At 45.9% G+C, this 17740-nt stretch carries 18 protein-coding genes and 1 tRNA gene; 16 read left to right on the top strand and 3 right to left on the bottom strand.

Features of this window, described 5'->3' with window-relative positions:
- The first annotated feature begins 8 nt into the window (after nucleotides 1-8).
- The 11 genes from BLW49_RS29450 to BLW49_RS03905 all read left to right on the top strand — a co-directional run bounded on the left by BLW49_RS29450 (nucleotide 9) and on the right by BLW49_RS03905 (nucleotide 12938).
- Entirely contained in the window at nucleotides 9-1604 is a 1596-nt protein-coding gene (locus BLW49_RS29450; RefSeq protein ID WP_090723281.1) for a glycine betaine ABC transporter substrate-binding protein, read from the top strand.
- 133 nt (nucleotides 1605-1737) lie between these two features.
- Nucleotides 1738-2862, top strand: coding sequence for a GntR family transcriptional regulator (locus BLW49_RS03950; protein ID WP_177178637.1), 1125 nt, complete (start codon nucleotides 1738-1740; stop codon nucleotides 2860-2862).
- A 218-nt stretch (nucleotides 2863-3080) separates the two neighbouring features.
- Nucleotides 3081-4367: an ABC transporter substrate-binding protein gene (locus tag BLW49_RS03945; protein WP_090723277.1), complete on the top strand. Its 1287-nt coding sequence runs from the start codon at nucleotides 3081-3083 to the stop codon at nucleotides 4365-4367.
- 69 nt (nucleotides 4368-4436) lie between these two features.
- Nucleotides 4437-5372 carry a carbohydrate ABC transporter permease gene (locus BLW49_RS03940; protein ID WP_256209566.1) on the top strand — a complete coding sequence of 312 codons (936 nt, stop codon included), beginning with the start codon at nucleotides 4437-4439 and terminating at the stop codon, nucleotides 5370-5372.
- 10 nt (nucleotides 5373-5382) lie between these two features.
- Nucleotides 5383-6219 (top strand): carbohydrate ABC transporter permease, encoded by an 837-nt coding sequence (locus tag BLW49_RS03935; RefSeq protein ID WP_076311401.1) that lies wholly within the window; start codon nucleotides 5383-5385, stop codon nucleotides 6217-6219.
- A 14-nt stretch (nucleotides 6220-6233) separates the two neighbouring features.
- Nucleotides 6234-7235 carry a Gfo/Idh/MocA family protein gene (locus BLW49_RS03930; protein WP_090723275.1) on the top strand — a complete coding sequence of 334 codons (1002 nt, stop codon included), beginning with the start codon at nucleotides 6234-6236 and terminating at the stop codon, nucleotides 7233-7235.
- 125 nt (nucleotides 7236-7360) lie between these two features.
- Nucleotides 7361-10021 carry a DNA polymerase I gene (gene polA, locus BLW49_RS03925; RefSeq protein ID WP_090723274.1) on the top strand — a complete coding sequence of 887 codons (2661 nt, stop codon included), beginning with the start codon at nucleotides 7361-7363 and terminating at the stop codon, nucleotides 10019-10021.
- Nucleotides 10022-10084: 63 nt separating this feature from the next.
- A complete protein-coding gene (mutM, locus tag BLW49_RS03920; RefSeq protein WP_090723272.1) occupies nucleotides 10085-10915 on the top strand; it encodes a DNA-formamidopyrimidine glycosylase in 831 nt (276 codons plus the stop codon).
- A gap of 172 nt (nucleotides 10916-11087) precedes the next feature.
- Nucleotides 11088-11771 carry a sporulation membrane protein YtaF gene (gene ytaF, locus BLW49_RS03915; protein WP_076312534.1) on the top strand — a complete coding sequence of 228 codons (684 nt, stop codon included), beginning with the start codon at nucleotides 11088-11090 and terminating at the stop codon, nucleotides 11769-11771.
- A 10-nt stretch (nucleotides 11772-11781) separates the two neighbouring features.
- On the top strand, nucleotides 11782-12378 hold the full coding sequence (gene coaE / locus BLW49_RS03910; protein ID WP_090723270.1) for a dephospho-CoA kinase: 597 nt from the start codon (nucleotides 11782-11784) through the stop codon (nucleotides 12376-12378).
- Complete coding sequence (locus tag BLW49_RS03905) at nucleotides 12375-12938, top strand: lytic transglycosylase domain-containing protein (RefSeq protein WP_076311397.1); 564 nt, start codon at nucleotides 12375-12377, stop codon at nucleotides 12936-12938. Before coaE ends, BLW49_RS03905 begins: the two co-directional genes overlap by 4 nt.
- 80 nt (nucleotides 12939-13018) lie before the next feature.
- On the opposite strand, the gene BLW49_RS03900 is transcribed toward BLW49_RS03905, so the two are convergent.
- Nucleotides 13019-13237, bottom strand: a complete 219-nt coding sequence (locus tag BLW49_RS03900) for an alpha/beta-type small acid-soluble spore protein (RefSeq protein ID WP_047909902.1) — start codon at nucleotides 13235-13237, stop codon at nucleotides 13019-13021.
- 115 nt (nucleotides 13238-13352) lie between these two features.
- On the opposite strand from BLW49_RS03900, the gene nrdR reads away from it, so the two are divergent.
- Nucleotides 13353-13820: a transcriptional regulator NrdR gene (nrdR, locus tag BLW49_RS03895; protein ID WP_047909901.1), complete on the top strand. Its 468-nt coding sequence runs from the start codon at nucleotides 13353-13355 to the stop codon at nucleotides 13818-13820.
- A gap of 153 nt (nucleotides 13821-13973) precedes the next feature.
- Here nrdR and BLW49_RS03890 read toward each other — a convergent pair whose 3' ends face one another.
- A complete protein-coding gene (locus BLW49_RS03890) occupies nucleotides 13974-14699 on the bottom strand; it encodes a cupin domain-containing protein (RefSeq protein WP_090723268.1) in 726 nt (241 codons plus the stop codon).
- Nucleotides 14700-14895: 196 nt separating this feature from the next.
- Between BLW49_RS03890 and BLW49_RS03885 the strand changes: the two genes are divergently transcribed.
- Nucleotides 14896-15321, top strand: coding sequence for a VOC family protein (locus BLW49_RS03885; RefSeq protein WP_090723267.1), 426 nt, complete (start codon nucleotides 14896-14898; stop codon nucleotides 15319-15321).
- A 118-nt stretch (nucleotides 15322-15439) separates the two neighbouring features.
- Nucleotides 15440-15512: transfer RNA gene (locus BLW49_RS03880), tRNA-Ala, on the top strand.
- A 110-nt stretch (nucleotides 15513-15622) separates the two neighbouring features.
- Here the strand turns inward: BLW49_RS03880 and BLW49_RS03875 are convergent.
- Nucleotides 15623-16213, bottom strand: a complete 591-nt coding sequence (locus BLW49_RS03875) for an NAD(P)H oxidoreductase (protein ID WP_090723264.1) — start codon at nucleotides 16211-16213, stop codon at nucleotides 15623-15625.
- A gap of 168 nt (nucleotides 16214-16381) precedes the next feature.
- Here BLW49_RS03875 and BLW49_RS03870 point away from each other — a divergent pair, with 168 nt between their 5' ends.
- Together BLW49_RS03870 and BLW49_RS03865 are read left to right on the top strand one after the other, a co-directional pair.
- Entirely contained in the window at nucleotides 16382-16750 is a 369-nt protein-coding gene (locus BLW49_RS03870) for a winged helix-turn-helix transcriptional regulator (protein ID WP_076311393.1), read from the top strand.
- Entirely contained in the window at nucleotides 16747-17727 is a 981-nt protein-coding gene (locus BLW49_RS03865; protein ID WP_090723262.1) for a glycerophosphodiester phosphodiesterase family protein, read from the top strand. Before BLW49_RS03870 ends, BLW49_RS03865 begins: the two co-directional genes overlap by 4 nt.
- The last annotated feature ends 13 nt before the right edge of the window (nucleotides 17728-17740 follow it).

Below are 17740 nucleotides of genomic sequence, written 5' to 3'. Positions count from 1 at the left end.
ACGGAAATATGAGAGCATTAAATCAGAAATGGTTCAAAACGATACGGTCGTTGTTCACGCTGGTCTTGGTTCTTACGTTATTCACAGTAAGCGTTCCAACCAAGGCTGCCGCAGCAGATGTCACCATAGGAACCCAGACATTTACCGAAACGAAGATACTTGCCGAAATGTATAAGGCGTTAATTGAAGATCGAACCGATCTAACTGTAGATATTAAAACGGACCTCGCTGCCTCCAGTGTTGTTCTCCGTTCCATCGCCCAGGGCGAAGTGGATATGGGTACACTGTACTCAGGAGAAATATTTAATGGATATTTTGAAATCGAAGACACCAAGGACCGGGCAGCGGTGCTGAGACAGGCACAAGAAGGCTTTGACGAATTGTATAATTTGAAATGGTATGATCCGCTTGGGTTCGAAAATACGTATACCTTGGCTGTAAGACCAGAGGTAGCTGAACAATATGGTTTAAGTACAATGTCCGATCTCAAAGAGCACGCAGGGAATATGAGTATCGGTGTGGATACAACCTGGCTGGAACGTCCTGCTGACGGTTATCCGGCCTTTACGAAGGAATATGGCTATACATTCGCATCGACTTCACCTATGGAAATCTCGCTCGTATACCAAGCGGTAGCGGATAAGATTGTAGATGTCGTACTTGCTTACACCACTGACCCGGGTCTGAAGGAGTTTAATCTCGTTACACTTGAGGACGACAAGCAATTCTTCCCGCCCTTTGATGCATCGACTGTTGTAAAAAAAGAGCTGCTCGCCGAATACCCTGAGCTCGATGAAACACTATCCTTATTGATTGGCACGATTGATGCCGACACAATGACGGATCTCAATTATCAGGTGGATGTTAACAAAATGGAGCCGAAAAATGTGGCTCTAATGTATTTGGTGGACCAAGGGCTGCTTGATGAATCCAAGCTTCCTGCGTCCGTAATGAACCCGGATGCACCTCCACTGCAGAAGTTTGGATATTACTTAACAGAGAATGCATCCTACCTATGGAATATGACATGGGTGCACATTGTAATGGTACTCTGCGGACTGGGGCTTGCCCTTGTAATTGGGATCCCGCTAGGAATTATAAGTGCGCGTTATCAGAGAACGGGACGTGTAATCATGTTCATCACGAATATTATTCAGGTGCTACCTAGCTTGGCACTGCTTGCACTTCTAATGGTGCTTGTTGGATTAGGCAATGCAACCGTGGTTGTCGGGTTGTTCCTGTACAGCTTAAACCCGGTTGTTCGTAATACCTACGTTGGCCTTTCCGAAGTCAATGCAGGCATTAAGGATGCGGGTAAAGGGATGGGGATGAGTCCGCTTCAGTTGCTGTGGAAGGTAGAAATGCCGCTATCCCTGCCATTCCTGATGGCTGGTTTACGTGTAGCAGCGGTCATTGCGATTGGTGTTGCAACGCTTGCACCGCTTATTGGTGGAGATGGACTTGGCCGTGAAATTTATGCAGGTCTGAACCAGCGTCACAATATCAAGATCCTGGCAGGGGCTATCCCCGCCGCATTGCTGGCCATTCTTGCGGATATCATTCTCGGAAGATTGTCGAATCGTTTTAAAGTTGCTAAGTCTTAGGATACACCTGAGATCGAATATAGGTCCGTCACACTACTCATGTGACGGGCTTTTTCGTGTAATAAACAAAATTGACGCTGTAAACCTAAGTTGATATAGTTGGTATATTATAAATTTTTGGAAGGAAATGTGTATGAACCAACCTTTATATCAACAAATTATTACATCTCTTCTAAATGAAATCGATACCGGCCGACTGCAGCCTGGCGATCAGGTTCCTTCAGAGAAAGAATTAACAGATCAATATCAGGTCAGTCGAATTACAGCCAAAAAAGCACTGGACCAGCTCGCTGAAGAAGGAGTTATTGTAAGAATTCGCGGTAAAGGATCGTATGTCAACGTCTCCGATGCTCTAGCTAACGAAGACGTTTCAGGCAGAGATGGGAAGGAGTCAACAAAATGTGACCGTTTGATTGGAGCGATTTTTCCGAGCTATACGGATGGTTATGGATTATTGCTGCAGTATGCGGTTGAGAAGACCATTGCTGAGCTCGGCGGTTCCCTCGTTATCAAGCGGAGCAATCACTCTGTAGAAGAGGAAGAAGCGGCGATTGATGCTCTATTAGATCTTCAGGTGGACGGCATTATTGTATTCCCTGCAGACAGCAGAGAGTACAATCAGCGGCTGCTCAAGATGATTCTGGATGAATTTCCTGTCGTAGTGGTGGATCGAAATTTGAAAGGGATACAGGCCTGTACAGTACATACGGACAACAAAACCGCAGCCTATAAGCTCGCTGCTCACTTACTGGAGACAGGACATAAGCATATCGCTTTTATATCGCCGGATCCTAATCGAACTTCAACGCTTGAAGATCGGCTGGCTGGTTTCCAGCAAGCCTTCTTGGCCAGCGGGACAAGGCTGTGTTCCGATTATTTGATAACTGACATTCCGAGCGGTTACTCGTGCAAATCGAGTGATACTCATTCAGGAGAGTATAGGCTGATGAAAAAGCTGCTTGAGGAGCATCCTCAAATTACGGCTTTTGTATGTGCTGAGTATGAGATTGCAATTATTCTCTACAAGCTGCTGGAATCCATGGGCTTACGTGTTCCAGAGGATTGCTCGATCGTCTGCTTCGATTGCCCGGATGATCCGTATGATCACTTGAACAGGCCAAGATTTACGCATATCCGGCAGTATGAAGAGAAGATGGGCAGGACGGCAGTCGAATTGCTGTTCGCACAAATTGAGAATAAGGAAGTTCCGAAGCTGACCTTGCTCGGATTTGAATTTAAGGAAGGGCGCTCTACATAAGAGCCGCTCTTTCTTTTTTTTGCTTTGCTCCATTTTGGAATAAAAATATATTTATTCTTAATATTGCAAAATGGAGCAAGGTCTGATATTGTACTGTTTACAGATGACTTAAGTTGATATATACATTACATACTAACTTAACTGGTCTTATTTTTTATGAATGGTAGTAAGCGCTTACAGTTATCTGAACCAAATATGGTAAAGGCGGTGTCAGAAGAATGGCTATAAAGAGGAGCTTGAGCTTGCTTGTTCTGTTATTCAGCACAGTATTGTCAGGATGTGCAGGTGGGGATGCAGACGGGGGATCAGCAGATCAAGAAGGAAAGACAACAATTACTTTTTGGCATTCGATGACAGAGTTGACGGGGGACGCCATAGCAGAAGTGATCAAGGCGTTTGAAGCGGAGCATACGGACATCAAGGTGAATTCTGTCTATATCGCCCAGCAGGGTGAAGGGAAGAATGAGAAGCTGCTTGCTGCGGTCGCCGGTGGAAATGCTCCAGATGTAGCTTACTTTGACCGATTTGAAGTCGCTACTTGGGCGAACCAAGGCTCACTGACGGATTTAACCGAATTTGCAGCAAGGGATCAGATTACCGAGGATGGCTTCTACCCTTTTGCGTGGGAAGAAGCAAGCTTTGATGGCAAGCTCTATGCGATGCCGACGTCGACCGATGCACGACTTGTGTTCTATAACAAGGAGCATTTTGAACAAGCGGGGCTAGATCCTGAAGTGACGCCGAAGACCATCGAGGAACTGGAGGCGGTAGCTGAGAAGCTGACGATCAAAGAAGGCAACCGGTTTAAGCAGATTGGCTTTATCCCTTGGTACGGGCAGGGATGGTTCTATGGCTGGGGATGGGCATTTGGGGGCGAATTCCTTGATGAGAACGGGAATGTAACTGCAGACCATCCGAAGAATATTGAAGCCCTTACCTGGATGGTGGATTACGCTAAGAAATATAACATTGAAGATATCGCCTCTTTTACAAGCTCTCAGGGGACCTCAACGATGGACCCTTTCTTCACCGGGCAATTGAGCATGCAAGTATCAGGGCCATGGACTGTATCTCAGGCCAAGAAGTTCAACCCTGATTTGAAATATGGTGTGTTTCCGATGCCAACCCCTACAGGTGAGAATCACACGACCTGGTCCGGAGGATGGGCAACCGTCATGCCGAAGGGCTCGAAAAATCAGGATGCAGCGTGGGAATTCATGAAATTTTTATCCGGTGAGAAGGGTCAAGAAATTTTCAGCAGAATCAGTGGAGATTTTTCAATCAAGGATAAAGTGAATGAACAGCTTGGGTATAAGGAGGATCCGATCTTCAAGGAATTTATTGATGTGCTTCCCGTCTCGCATGCCCGTCCGGTTATGACACAAGGCTCTCTGTATTGGAACGAGCTGGCATCCGCAGTCGATCTGGCAACACGCGGCAAAGGAACGCCAGAAGAACTGTTGAAGAAGGTTACCGATAATGTATCCAAAGCATTGAATGAATAATTTAGGTTCGTACGCTGCTGCACACCTATCATTCCTCACTTCACTCTAGTTGAACAGGAGGCGTAAATCTTGATTAAATCGGAACCGATCCGCACAGAGCATGTGAATATGAGACAAAAGGGCCGCAGGCTCCATAGAGACAATATATATGGCTGGCTGTTCGCTTCACCGTGGGTCATCGGACTTCTCGTGTTCTTTGGGGCACCACTGGTCTCATCTCTATATTTCAGCTTAACCACATACAGCATCCTGCAGCCTGGTGAATTTGTAGGCTTCCAAAATTATGCATCTCTCATGAAGGACTCTGTGTTCTGGACATCCATCAACAATACCATTTACTTTGTCGTATTTTTTGTTCCGCTCAGTATATTCTTTGGTGTGGCCTTAGCCATGCTGCTCAATATGAAGATTAGAGGAATGGCAGTTTACCGCACGATCTTCTTCCTGCCAACACTGGTTCCGGCTGTCGCGATGGCTGTACTCTGGATGTGGCTGCTTAATCCTGGATTTGGTCTTGTCAACGGTATTCTGGACGGGATGGGGATACAAGGCCCGGCATGGCTCGGATCGGAGACCTGGTCCAAACCGTCGCTGATCCTGATGTCTCTGTGGGGGATCGGTCAATCCGTTGTGATCTATCTGGCAGGCCTGAATGATATTTCAAGTGACTATTATGAGGCTGCTGAGATTGATGGAGCCGGCTGGTTCAGCAAGGTGAAGAGTGTGACGCTGCCACTCCTCACCCCCGTTATTTTCTATAATCTGGTCATGGGTGTAATCAATGCGTTTCAGCAGTTTACGCTGCCCTACACACTAACGAATGGTCAGGGAACGCCAGCTGATTCCATGAAATTTTATGTAATGTACCTGTATGATAATGGATTCAAGTTCTTCAAGATGGGATATGCATCAGCGATGGCCTGGATCTTGTTTATTATTGTGATGGTGCTTACAGCCATAATCTTTGGTTCATCCAAAAAATGGGTTCACTATCAAGGCGAATAGGGGGATGGATATGACAGCCAAAACAGTACGTAATGTAAAACGAATCAGCGCCCATCTCTTTCTGCTTATTGCAGCTGTATTCTTTCTGGCCCCGTTTATCTGGATGGTGTCTACTTCACTGAAGCCGCTGGAACAGGTGTTCACTTTCCCGCCGGAATGGATTCCGAAGCCCTTCATGTGGAGCAATTATGTGGATGCCATGACCTACATTCCCTTCTTTACCTATTTGAAAAACACATTGATTATTACCGGCTTCAGTACGCTGGGCGTAGTCTTAACTTCGCCGCTGGTTGCTTACAGCTTCGCCAAGCTGCAGTGGAGGGGCAGCAAGACTTTATTTCTCATCACCATAGCCGTGATGATGATTCCTGGTCAGGTTACGATGATTCCGCTGTTTCTCTTGTTCGATAAGCTGAACTGGATTGGTACGCTGCTTCCGTTAATTGTGCCTGCTTTTTTCGGAGTTCCATTCTATATCTTTTTGCTGCGGCAATTTTTTATGGGATTACCTAACGAGCTGAAGGATGCTGCGAGAATCGATGGGGCAGGGGATTTTCGGATTTACTGGCAGATTATGCTGCCTTTGGCCAAATCCGCTGTGCTGGCAGTCGGCTTGTTCCAGTTCATGGCGAGCTGGACGGATTTCATGGGACCGCTGCTGTATCTGACCAATCCGGAGTCATATACTTTATCGCTCGGATTGCAGCAGTTCCAAAGTCAGAAAGGGACGGAATGGGGACTTATGATGGCGGTATCGACCATTATGACAGCACCGATTATTATCTTGTTCTTCTTCTTGCAGAAAACATTTATACAAGGGATTACCTTCAGTGGAATTAAGGGATAGGGGGAATATAGCGAATGGACAAAATTCGTTTTTTAATGATCGGAGTCGGGGGAATGGGAAGAGAGCATATACGCCGAATACTACAGCTTCCCGAAGCAGAAATTGCGGCGCTCGCAGATCCCAGTACGGCTGCACTAGATGGTGCTAAGGCTGATTTTCCCGAATTAGAGAAGGCAGGTGTTTATACCGACTATAAAGATGCACTTGCAAAGGAGAAGCTGGATGCGGCCGTCATCGTATCTCCCCATCGAATGCATTATGAGCAGGGAATGGAATGCCTTACGGCAGGACTACATGTACTCATGGAAAAGCCTTTTGTAGATGGCGCCGCGAATGCAGAGGCGATTATTTCCCATGCGGCAGCCAGCGGCAGGCATCTTGCCGTAGCATATCAACGCCATTTATTAGGTCCTTATATGTATATGAAGCAATCCGTGTCGGAAGGAAAATTGGGCCGCATTCAATTTGTGAGTGCATATCAGGCCCAGAGCTGGCTGGTAGATCAGAGAGGCACCTGGCGGCAGAGCCTGGCTTTATCCTGCGGTGGTCAGCTGAACGATTCCGGCAGTCACTTGCTTGATGCTGTATTGTGGATTACCGGATTGCGGCCTCTGCAGGTCTCAGCGGTGATCGACACCAGGCAAACCGAAGTCGACATTGATTCAGCAGTCACCATTCAGTTTGAGGGAGGAGCCATTGGCTCGTTTCATGTAGTAGGAAGCGCGAGCATCAAGTGGCAGGAGGACTTATCCATACATGGAGATCAAGGTTCACTGCTGTTTCGGAATGGCAGGCTCTATGAAGCTTTAGACGGCGAACCGGATGTTCGGGAGGTACCTCCAGAGCGATGGCCGGAATCTAGTAATCCTAATCATGATTTCGTTGAACTGCTGCTTGGAAGAAGAGAGATCGCTTCTGCACCCGCTGAGAGTGGGCTTTACATTGCAAAAGTGACGGAGGCTGCCATGATCAGCAGCGCTGGAAAAGGAATTCTGACACCTGTATCTATTGAATAAACGGGTTTTCACAAAAAAACAAGTAATCAGAGACGTTATTGCGTAATCTGGTTGCTTGTTTTTTTTGGAACAGCAGTTCCCTTGTGTTATCATATAAACAGCAAAAACACAGTGTGAGGTGTCTAATGGAGAAGTTTATTTTAATAGATGGTAACAGCATTATTTATCGGGCGTTTTTTGCAATGCCGCCGCTGACGAATTCGAGCGGTCTACATACGAATGCAGTGTACGGATTCACGACGATGCTGCTAAGACTGCTGGAGGAGCATAAGCCGACTCATATGATGGTTGCTTTTGATGCAGGCAAGGTGACGTTCCGTCATGAAGGGTACGAGGAGTATAAAGGCGGTCGACAGAAGACGCCCCCTGAGCTGTCCGAACAATTCCCTGTGCTGAAGGACTTGCTGAAGGCTTTTGGCATTGCTCAATTTGAACTCGAAGGATATGAGGCGGATGATATTATCGGTACCTTGACCAAACGCGCAGATGAGGCAGGACGGGAAGTGCTGGTCGTTACTGGAGACAAGGATATGCTTCAGCTTGCTTCTGAGCATGTCAATATTGCTCTGACTCGAAAAGGCGTTTCTGAGATCGAAGCCTATGGTCCGAAAGAGATTGAAGAGAAGTATGGACTTACTCCGCTGCAAATTATTGATCTGAAAGGTCTGATGGGCGATGCCTCAGATAATATTCCTGGTATTCCAGGCGTTGGAGAGAAGACTGCGCTGAAGCTCCTGCATCAATTCGGTTCGGTTGAGGCTGTTCTTGAACATACCAGTGAGCTGAAAGGGAAAATGAAGGAGAAGATTGAAACCCATGCGGACGATGCTAGGCTCAGCAAGAAGCTGGCTACAATCTATCGCGAGGTTCCGCTGGATCAATCCTGGGATGACATGGCATTCGATGGATTGAAGGAAGAATCAGCAGCCCCTGCTCTGGGTAAGCTCGAATTTAAATCCCTGCTGGAACGCTTATCCTTTACTGCGAACCGGGTGAATGACGATTTAGAAGACGCTCCGGAGGCTGTTCAACTGGACGTTGTCATTGTAAATGAAGACAACGCCCAGGAGCTCGTCTCGGCGCTGGAAGAAGTGAAGGTTGTCCACGTAGAAGCCCATGGGGACAACCCTCATCATGCAGATATCATTGGAATCGTAATCTACACACAGGAGCGTTATTACTTCCTGACACCAGAAATACTGAGATCGGATGCTTGCATTCAAATTAGAGAATGGTTTGCTGATACGAATCAGCCGAAGCATGGATATGATCTGCACCGGGTAGATCTTGCTCTACATGCGAGCGGCATTGAATTTGCCGGAGCAGCCTTTGATGCTCACTTGGCAGGATATCTGCTTGATCCGACCGACAGCGATCAGACCCTGACAGGACTTGCTGCCAAATATGCACTGCCGCGGCTTGCTTCCGATGACGAAGTGCTGGGTAAGGGAGCGAAGTATAAGGTGCCTGATATGGAGGTCCTGGCCGATCACTTGTCCCGCAAGACAGCCTCACTGCTGGGGATCATCCCGCTTCAACAGAAGGATCTGGAGGAGACAGGCATGCATGAGCTGTTCTACGATTTGGAAATGCCGCTATCCAGAATACTGGCTGACATGGAGAAGCAGGGAATCAAGGCGAGTATCAACGATCTAAAGAAACTGGGCGCAGAGTTTGAGAAGACGATCCGCGGCTTGGTGGAGAAGATCTATGAAATCGCAGGTACGGAATTTAATCTGAACTCTCCGAAGCAATTGGGCGAGATTCTATTTGATAAGCTTGGGCTGCCTGTGATCAAGAAGACGAAGACCGGTTACTCGACGGGGGCAGACGTGCTGGAGAAGCTGGCTCCCTATCACGATATTGTGCAATATATATTGGAATACCGTACGATTGCCAAGCTGCAATCCACATATATTGAGGGACTTCTCAAAGAAATTTCTCCGGAGACCAGCAAAGTTCATACTTATTATCGTCAGACCATCGCGGCTACAGGAAGGCTGAGCAGTCAATATCCGAATCTGCAGAACATTCCGATTCGTCTTGAAGAAGGACGGAAGATTCGTAAAGTATTTGCACCTTCGGAGGAGAACTGGTACATTCTTGCTGCCGATTACTCGCAGATTGAACTGCGGGTTCTGGCTCATATCTCGGACGATGAGCGGCTCAAGGAAGCTTTTGTGCATGACATGGATATTCATACGAAGACGGCTATGGATGTATTCGGAGTGGACAAGGATGCCGTAGACAGTAATATGAGACGTTCTGCCAAAGCCGTCAATTTTGGTATCGTGTACGGAATCAGTGATTACGGCTTGTCACAAAATCTGAAAATTACACCTAAAGAAGCTGCACAATTTATTGAGCAATATTTTGCCGTATTCCAGGGCGTTCGCAGGTTCATGGATGATATTGTAAAAGAAGCAAGAAAAGACGGCTACGTAACGACTCTGATGGGTCGACGCCGGTATCTGCCTGAGATCAACGCAAGCAACTTTAACCTGCGCTCCTTTGCAGAACGGACTGCAATGAATACACCAATTCAGGGTACAGCTGCAGATATCATCAAGCTTGCCATGGTTCAGATGGATGCTGCTCTTGCCAAGCAGGGACTGCAGAGCCGGATGCTGCTTCAGGTGCATGACGAACTTGTATTTGAAGTCCCAGAAGAGGAACTGGAAACGATGAAGAAGCTCGTTCCGGAAGTGATGGAGCAAGCGCTCCAGCTGTCGGTTCCGCTCAAGGCAGAGGTTAGCTACGGAAGAAACTGGTACGAGGCGAAGTAATCTAATTTTAGGTTACAAGTCTGTACAAACTTCCGGTATAATGGTACGTGAGGTGAAGACATCATGCCGGAACTTCCGGAAGTAGAAACCGTCAGAAGAACATTAAATACACTCATTGTCGGAAAGTATATAGATCGCGTTACCGTACATCTGCCGCGTATTATTCAGCGGCCGGATGACATTGAAGCTTTTGCCATGGAACTTGCAGGCCACACGATTCAAGGGGTAGAGCGCAGAGGCAAATTCTTGCGTATTATGCTTGACGGCCTCGTGCTTGTTTCTCATTTGCGAATGGAGGGCCGTTATGGATTGTATCAAGAGGGTGATCCGCTTGAGAAGCATACCCATGTTGTGTTCCACTTCTCAGATGGGACAGAGCTGCGTTACAAGGATGTAAGACAGTTTGGCACCATGCATCTGTTCAAGATCGGCGAGGACTTGGCGAATAAACCACTTATGAAGCTTGGTCTGGAGCCGCTTGATGAGGCTTTTACACTTGAGTCTTTTATCAAGGTCATCGGAGCAAGAACGACGAAGATCAAGATTGCGCTGCTTAACCAGGAGTATGTGGTCGGAATTGGAAATATCTATGTAGATGAGGCATTGTTCAGGGCAGGAATACATCCTGAGCAGCCAGCAAATACCCTTCGTGAAGAGCAGCTCGCTTTGTTGCATCAGTCCATTATTGATACACTTCTTGAAGCGGTGCAAGCCGGAGGCTCATCCATCAAGTCCTATGTTAACGGACAGGGTGAAATGGGGATGTTCCAGCATCAGCTTAAGATCTATGGAAGAAAAGACGAGCCTTGTACGGAGTGCGGTACGATCATTGTCAAGAGTGTCGTCGGAGGACGCGGTACTCATACCTGTCCTAAGTGTCAGGTTCTTGTTTAGCAAGTCATAGAGAGCAAATGCATGAATAGGCACCCTTTAGACCAGGTTCCCATATACTGCTAGGGCAACGCAGTTAAGGCAAACATTCGCTACCTTTAAATTAGAAAGAAGGGTAGATGTAACTTGAGCCGGACGGGAGGAATGGAGGGTGCCTCATTTATTAACTCTGCTAATGCTCGCCTTTGCATTAAGCCTTGATGGATTTGGTATAGGTATTACATATGGTCTTCGAAAAATGAAAATACCTTGGCTGTCCATCGTCATTATATCGGTATGCTCGGGTCTTGTGATTGGACTGTCGATGCAGCTCGGTGTGCTGCTGTCGCACCTCGTATCTCCTGATGTTGCTTCATATATAGGGGCTATTATTCTTATAGGCATGGGTGCGTGGTCGCTTATTCAATCACTGAGGGCATCAGCGCAGCCAGGGCAGGAGGAGACTGTAAACGGCGCGCCTGTTACAGAGGAGCAAGAATGGGATGAAGACGAGCAGCATATAATGAAGGAATCGAAGAAGACGGTGTTTTTACTGGAAATCCAGAAGTGGGGCATCGTCATTCAAATCTTAAAGAAACCTTCAGCTGCAGATATGGACGACTCTGGCAGTATTTCGGGATATGAAGCGATGTGGTTAGGTATTGCCCTGTCACTAGATGCATTTGGAGCAGGGCTTGGAGCAGCCTTGCTTGGACTGCCGCCCCTGCTGACATCTGTGATGATCGCACTTTTCAGTGGTACATTTCTTGTGTTAGGGTTAAGAGCAGGCTTTCGGTTTGCAAGTGCAAGCTGGATTCGTTCATTCACTGCTCTCCCGGCCGTGATGTTGATTATTATGGGTCTATTGAAGCTGATTTGAGGTGAAACACATGAATATAGGACTTACAGGCGGGATTGCTACGGGTAAGAGCAGTGTTTCCAGGTATCTTGTGAGCCTCGGAGCCATTCTTATTGATGCCGATCAAATTGCCCGGGAAGTGATGCTTCCCGGGCACCCCGTGCTCGCTGCTGTGATTGAAAGATTTGGACAAGCTGTTCTGAATGAGGATGGAACGCTGCATCGAAAAAAACTGGGAGAAATCGTATTTGGGAATTCTGCCGAATTAAAGGCACTCAATGACATTACGCATCCTGCCATTCGGCTAGAGATGCAGGAACGTATGCGGATGTTTGAGCAGGAACAGCCTGATAAGCTGGTTGTTTCCGATATCCCATTACTCTATGAGTCTGGACTGTCAGAGCAATTTGAGCAGGTGATGGTGGTCTATGTACCCGCTGAAATTCAGCTGAAGCGACTGATGGAAAGGGATGGAATCAGCGAAGCGGATGCTCTGAGCCGATTGAATGCACAGATGGATATCGAGGAGAAGAAGCGAAGAGCCGATATTGTGATCGACAACAGCGGAACGATGGAAGAAACGAAGGCGCAAATAATCAAGTTTTGGCATGACAAAGGCTTGTCATGAAGCTACTACGCAAAAAAAGAAGCCTGCTCGTCCTTTTTATTGCCTTTGTACTCCTGCTATTTTTAAATACGAACTGGATGTCATGGTTCTATCCTATCCATTATAAAGAACAAATTCGCACCCATTCAGCGAACTATGAGGTGGATCCATTTTTGGTCGCTTCCATCATTCGAGTAGAATCCAACTACAAGCTGAGCAGGGAGTCCAAAAAAGGTGCGATCGGCTTAATGCAGCTCATGCCCGACACAGCTAATTGGATTCTGGAAACAGCAAGGCTGGACAATGTTACACTCGATGAGCTGAAGCATGAACCGGATGCCAACATCCAGATGGGAACCTGGTATCTTGATTATCTGTCAGACCATTTCGAAGGCAATCCCATCGCAGCGATTGCTGCATACAATGCGGGCCAAGGGAATGTAGGAAGCTGGATCAAGGAAGGCAAATGGGACGGTCATCTGGACACCATTGGGGAAATTCCGATCGGTGAGACGAGACACTATGTTCAGCGGGTCGTTTATTATTATAATCAGTATAAGGACATTTATAAGGAATTTTAAATTCCATTGTGAATAGCAAAAGAAGCATTGGACAGGCTTAATCTGATTAAGCCGCGCCCAATACTTCTAATGAAATCTAATTAGTGAAATTGTCCAGCTAGTTGTTGTTCACCGATTGTTACAAGACGTTTAGTGATGTAACCACCGATAGAACCGTTCTCATAAGATGTCATGTTACCTTGGTAACCATCTTGTGGGATGCTGATTCCAAGCTCTTGAGCAACCTCGTACTTCATTTGTTCGAGAGCTCCGTGTGCTTTAGATACTACCAGGTTGTTGGAGTTATTACCTTGTGCCATTGCTTTCACCTCCTTGCGGGTTGGTAAAAGTATTATGTCTCGCAACTCGAATTTTCATAACATTTTATTTTAAAAAATGATTGGTAACTATATACAATTAAGGAGGTGAGTGAGCTTGAAGTGTCCGTACTGTACATATAGCGGTACCAAGGTGCTTGATTCTCGCCCAGCCAATGAGAACAAATCCATACGCCGGCGCAGAGAATGCGAGAAGTGTAATCGAAGATTTACAACCTTTGAAACGATTGAAGAGACACCTTTGATCGTAATCAAGAAGGATGGAAGCAGAGAGGAATTCAGCAGAGAGAAATTGCTGCGAGGATTGATTCGTGCCTGTGAGAAGAGACCTGTTTCCGTGGAGCAGCTTGATTCGATTGTGTCAGAAGTAGAGAAGTCTCTACGTAATACAGCGGTTGCCGAAGTGGAGAGTCGGGAGATCGGGGAGCTCGTCATGGAGCAGCTATATCCTGTGGATGAGGTTGCTTACGTCCGTTTTGCTTCGGTCTATAGACAATTTAAAGACATCAATATGTTTATGAAGGAATTAAAGACGCTGTTGTCTAAGGGTGTAAACGAAGACTAGATCGTAAAGCTATGATAATGAATCAGGTGAAAAATAAGCAACAATTCAAGCAACTAAAATAAAAGCCTTCAGACTCATTATTATGAGCTCCGAAGGCTTTTATTTTAAAGGGATTGATGTAAGTCTTATACAACGTATTTATCAAATTACTTCTTAATAATTTTGACGTTGTCCATTGCCGATGACTTGGCGGGAATAGCCTTCCTTTTTCATATGGCCTTGATAAACGTTAGCGCCTTGCATACTTTGAGGACCTTGCATCATATGACCTTGATATCCTTGCGGAGCCATCATGTGGTTGTTGTAGGAAGTACCCTGAACTCCCGTTTGCGGCTGATGGTACTTGTTGCAGTCTGCAGGAGGGCCAATGACGGTCGTATCCTTGATGGGAGCCAAAGTTTGTTTCAGCATGGCTTCATCCAGACAATAAGTATGGGCAATCGTGTTCGTTGGCGCTAGGCGCAGGAAATCAGATATTCCAATAAATAGCGGTTCCGGCGCATCAAAAATGGCAATGATTTTTGTATTGTCCTGTGATGCGACTTCCCAGTGAATCCATCCTTGAGGCACTAATACCGATTGTCCAGGTTTAGCCGTAAAGTTAAGAACTTCTTTGGTAAAAGGATTAACAAAAGATACAATCGCTTCTCCCGAAACAACATAGACGAGTTCGGAAGCATTCTGATGAACGTGAGGCTCAACGACATTTCCTCTAGTGAGCGTAATATCCAGCAGAGAGGCATTACCCAGTGTATTCAGTTGTGTTCGGCCAAGAACATTAATGTAGTTACCACTGTCTTTGGTAAAGAACCGGTTTTTATTGACATCATCAAAAAATTGCACATCCGGGGAAGTAAAATCCATGTAAGACACTGCCATTGCTATTCATTCCTCCACTTCGATATTATAATCCACGAGTTAAGTTATTCAGCTTAGCATAGGTTGGTGCCTAGAGTTTCAGTTGAGAATTCATTCGTATATATGTGAACACTTCAGCATTCTTATCAACAAGGAGTTTGGGTACTTTAGGAAGAAGTAAAAAAGGCAATGTATACTGTAGAGGAGAGCATTCGTTATGAAACCTTATATAACCGTACTAACGCTTGGAGTGAATGATCTGGAGAGATCGCTTGAATTTTATAGGGACGGACTCGGATTTCCCACTGAGGGGATCATAGGCAAGGAATTTGAACACGGAGCGGTTGCCTTTTTTGAATTGCAAGGTGGGATGAAGCTGGCAATTTGGGATCGAAGGGACCTTTCTTATGAAGCTAAAGTGCCGCTAGCTCCTCCTAGCTCGACTGAAATGACGATTGGACATAATGTGGGCAGCAAGGATGAGGTGGATTCTATAATGGAGCAGGCACGTCAAGCCGGGGCCACGATCTGTGATCCTGCACATGAAACGTTCTGGGGAGGCTATTCCGGGCACTTCATGGATCCGGATGGTCACTTGTGGGAAGTGGTCTGGAATCCTGCTTGGGATGTAAGAGAGAGTTGATAACGATGAAAATAAAAAGTAGGGTGACATATTGCCTAAATATACCGAGTTATGTTACACTACTTTTTGTGTACAAGATGAATGATTTCATATGTGTCTTGTATGTATTTAATTTGGCGGGGCCTTAGCTCAGCTGGGAGAGCGCATCGCTGGCAGCGATGAGGTCAGGGGTTCGATCCCCCTAGGCTCCATAACCGTAGAAAATCCGCAATCCGATATGGGATTGCGGATTTTTTCCTTTACGCAGTCACAGGGTGACACTCTCGGTGGGTGGGTTCAAGAATTGGACATTCCAAAGGGATTAGAGCGGGCTCGTTCTTGCTTTGTCATAATTCAGTCCTAAATGATAAGCTTGCGTAAGCAGTCTCTCTTGGGTTTCCGAGTTAGAATCCAAGGTATTATATAGAATTTCAACCCTGCTATTTAAAATTCCACAGTAACCAGCTATTGCGATGTTCAGTTGCTGGTTCATCATTTTCTCGTATTGTCTCTTCTCCATTCCTTCCTTCGAATCTGCTGCTAGACCAAGCCAGAGTACTTGTTTATGATGGAGTTTATTTGAACCGTATGCAAAACCATTGTTCCAGACCCGATCAATATATCCTTTGAGCATAGCCGGTAAACTATACCACCAAACTGGGAAGATGTATGCGAGAGCATCATGGTTCTTCATACGTTCCATTTCTGTTTCTACTTCAGGCGAATACACCTTATGATCAGACGACCAATCTGGCTCATCTGCTTCTCCAAGTACGGGATTAAATCCGCTGCGATGCAGATCCAGTACTTCCGTTTCGTGACCTCCATCTATGAGACCTTGCGTGAATTTATGAGCAACAGAAAAGGTTAAGGAATCCACCCTTGGGTGTGATACAACGGTCAATACTTTCACGATTTGTCACCTTCCATTCTATGTTTATTACACTCTCCTATGATAATATTTTAATTATGCAGTACGATGTAAAATAGAGGAATAACGCACTTTTTTGTTCTTTTAGAACCATTAGGTGCTATAGGTACTGAAAGGTAACTACTATATTGTATTAAAGGACTGTGGATAATGAAGAAGCAATCGACTCAAGTCCATAATATCCCTGCAGAAGCGACCTTGGAGGTCATTGGAGGGAAATGGAAGCTGTTGATCTTATGTTATTTAAATTGCGGATCAATGAGATCGAGCGAGTTTAGGAAGGAAATCCCAGATATATCTCAAAAAATTTTAACCCAGGTGCTTCGAGAACTGGAGGATGACGGACTCATTACTCGGACGATATATAATCAAGTACCGCCGAAAGTTGTCTACGAAATGAGTGAATTAGGGAAATCATTGAAGTCAATATTAGACCAACTGGGTGAGTGGGGCGAGCACTATATTAGTGTTCACTTAAACAAGAATCCAAACGGAGATAAGGAGGGGGATCCTGCCTGAATAGATTGAAGAAGATAATAAGAAGCAAAACCTTTATGATCTTAGCCGCACTCGTTATCTTAATTTATTTGAATAATAGTTCCCTGTTCGTAAAACAGGGAAGCGGAGAGCCGATACTTCTAGCACATCGTGGACTTGCACAAACTTTTGCAATGGAAGGCATCGAGAATGATACTTGTACGGCAGAGCGAATTCATCAGCCAGAGCATCCATACTTGGAGAATACGATCGAATCCATGAATGCTGCGTTCCAAGCAGGGGCAGATATCGTTGAATTTGACGTGCACATCACTAAGGATGATCAATTCGCAGTATTTCATGACTGGACGATAGGCTGCCGAACGGATGGGGAGGGAGTTACCCGAGATTATACAATGGCTGAATTAAAGAAGCTCGATATTGGGTATGGTTATACTGCTGACGGAGGACAGACGTACCCTTTTCGGGGAAAGGGAATAGGTCAGATGCCATCAATGACAGAAGTGTTAGAGCAATTTCCGGATAAAGCGTTATTAATTAATGTCAAAAGCAGTGATCCGGCAGAAGGAGAGCTTCTGGCAGCGTATTTATCCAAGCTTCCTAAGCAGCAGCAAAACCTGCTTGCGGTTTACGGAGGTGACGAGCCCATTGCCGCATTGAAGGAAAGGTTACCTGAGCTTCGGGTGATGTCGAAGGACACGATGAAAAGTTGTCTGCTGTCTTATTTGTCTGTTGGCTGGACCGGTTACATGCCTGCCGCCTGCGAGCATACTCAGCTCCATATTCCGAATAAGATTGCACCTCTGCTGTGGGGGTGGCCTGACAAATTTCTGAGCCGGATGGAACAAGTGGATACACGGATTATGATCGTCGCGGGAGATGGAAGTGACTTTTCGGGAGGATTTGATACACTAGAGGATATTAAAAAACTTCCGGATCATTATACTGGAGGTATATGGACGAACCGTATTGATCGCATTGCTCCACTTTTTAAATAAAAATGCTTGATTA

The sequence above is a fragment of the Paenibacillus sp. PDC88 genome, assembly GCF_900106725.1.
In the GTDB taxonomy this organism is placed as follows: Bacteria; Bacillota; Bacilli; order Paenibacillales; family Paenibacillaceae; genus Paenibacillus; species Paenibacillus shunpengii.
This window is presented reverse-complemented; position numbering and strand designations above follow the sequence as displayed.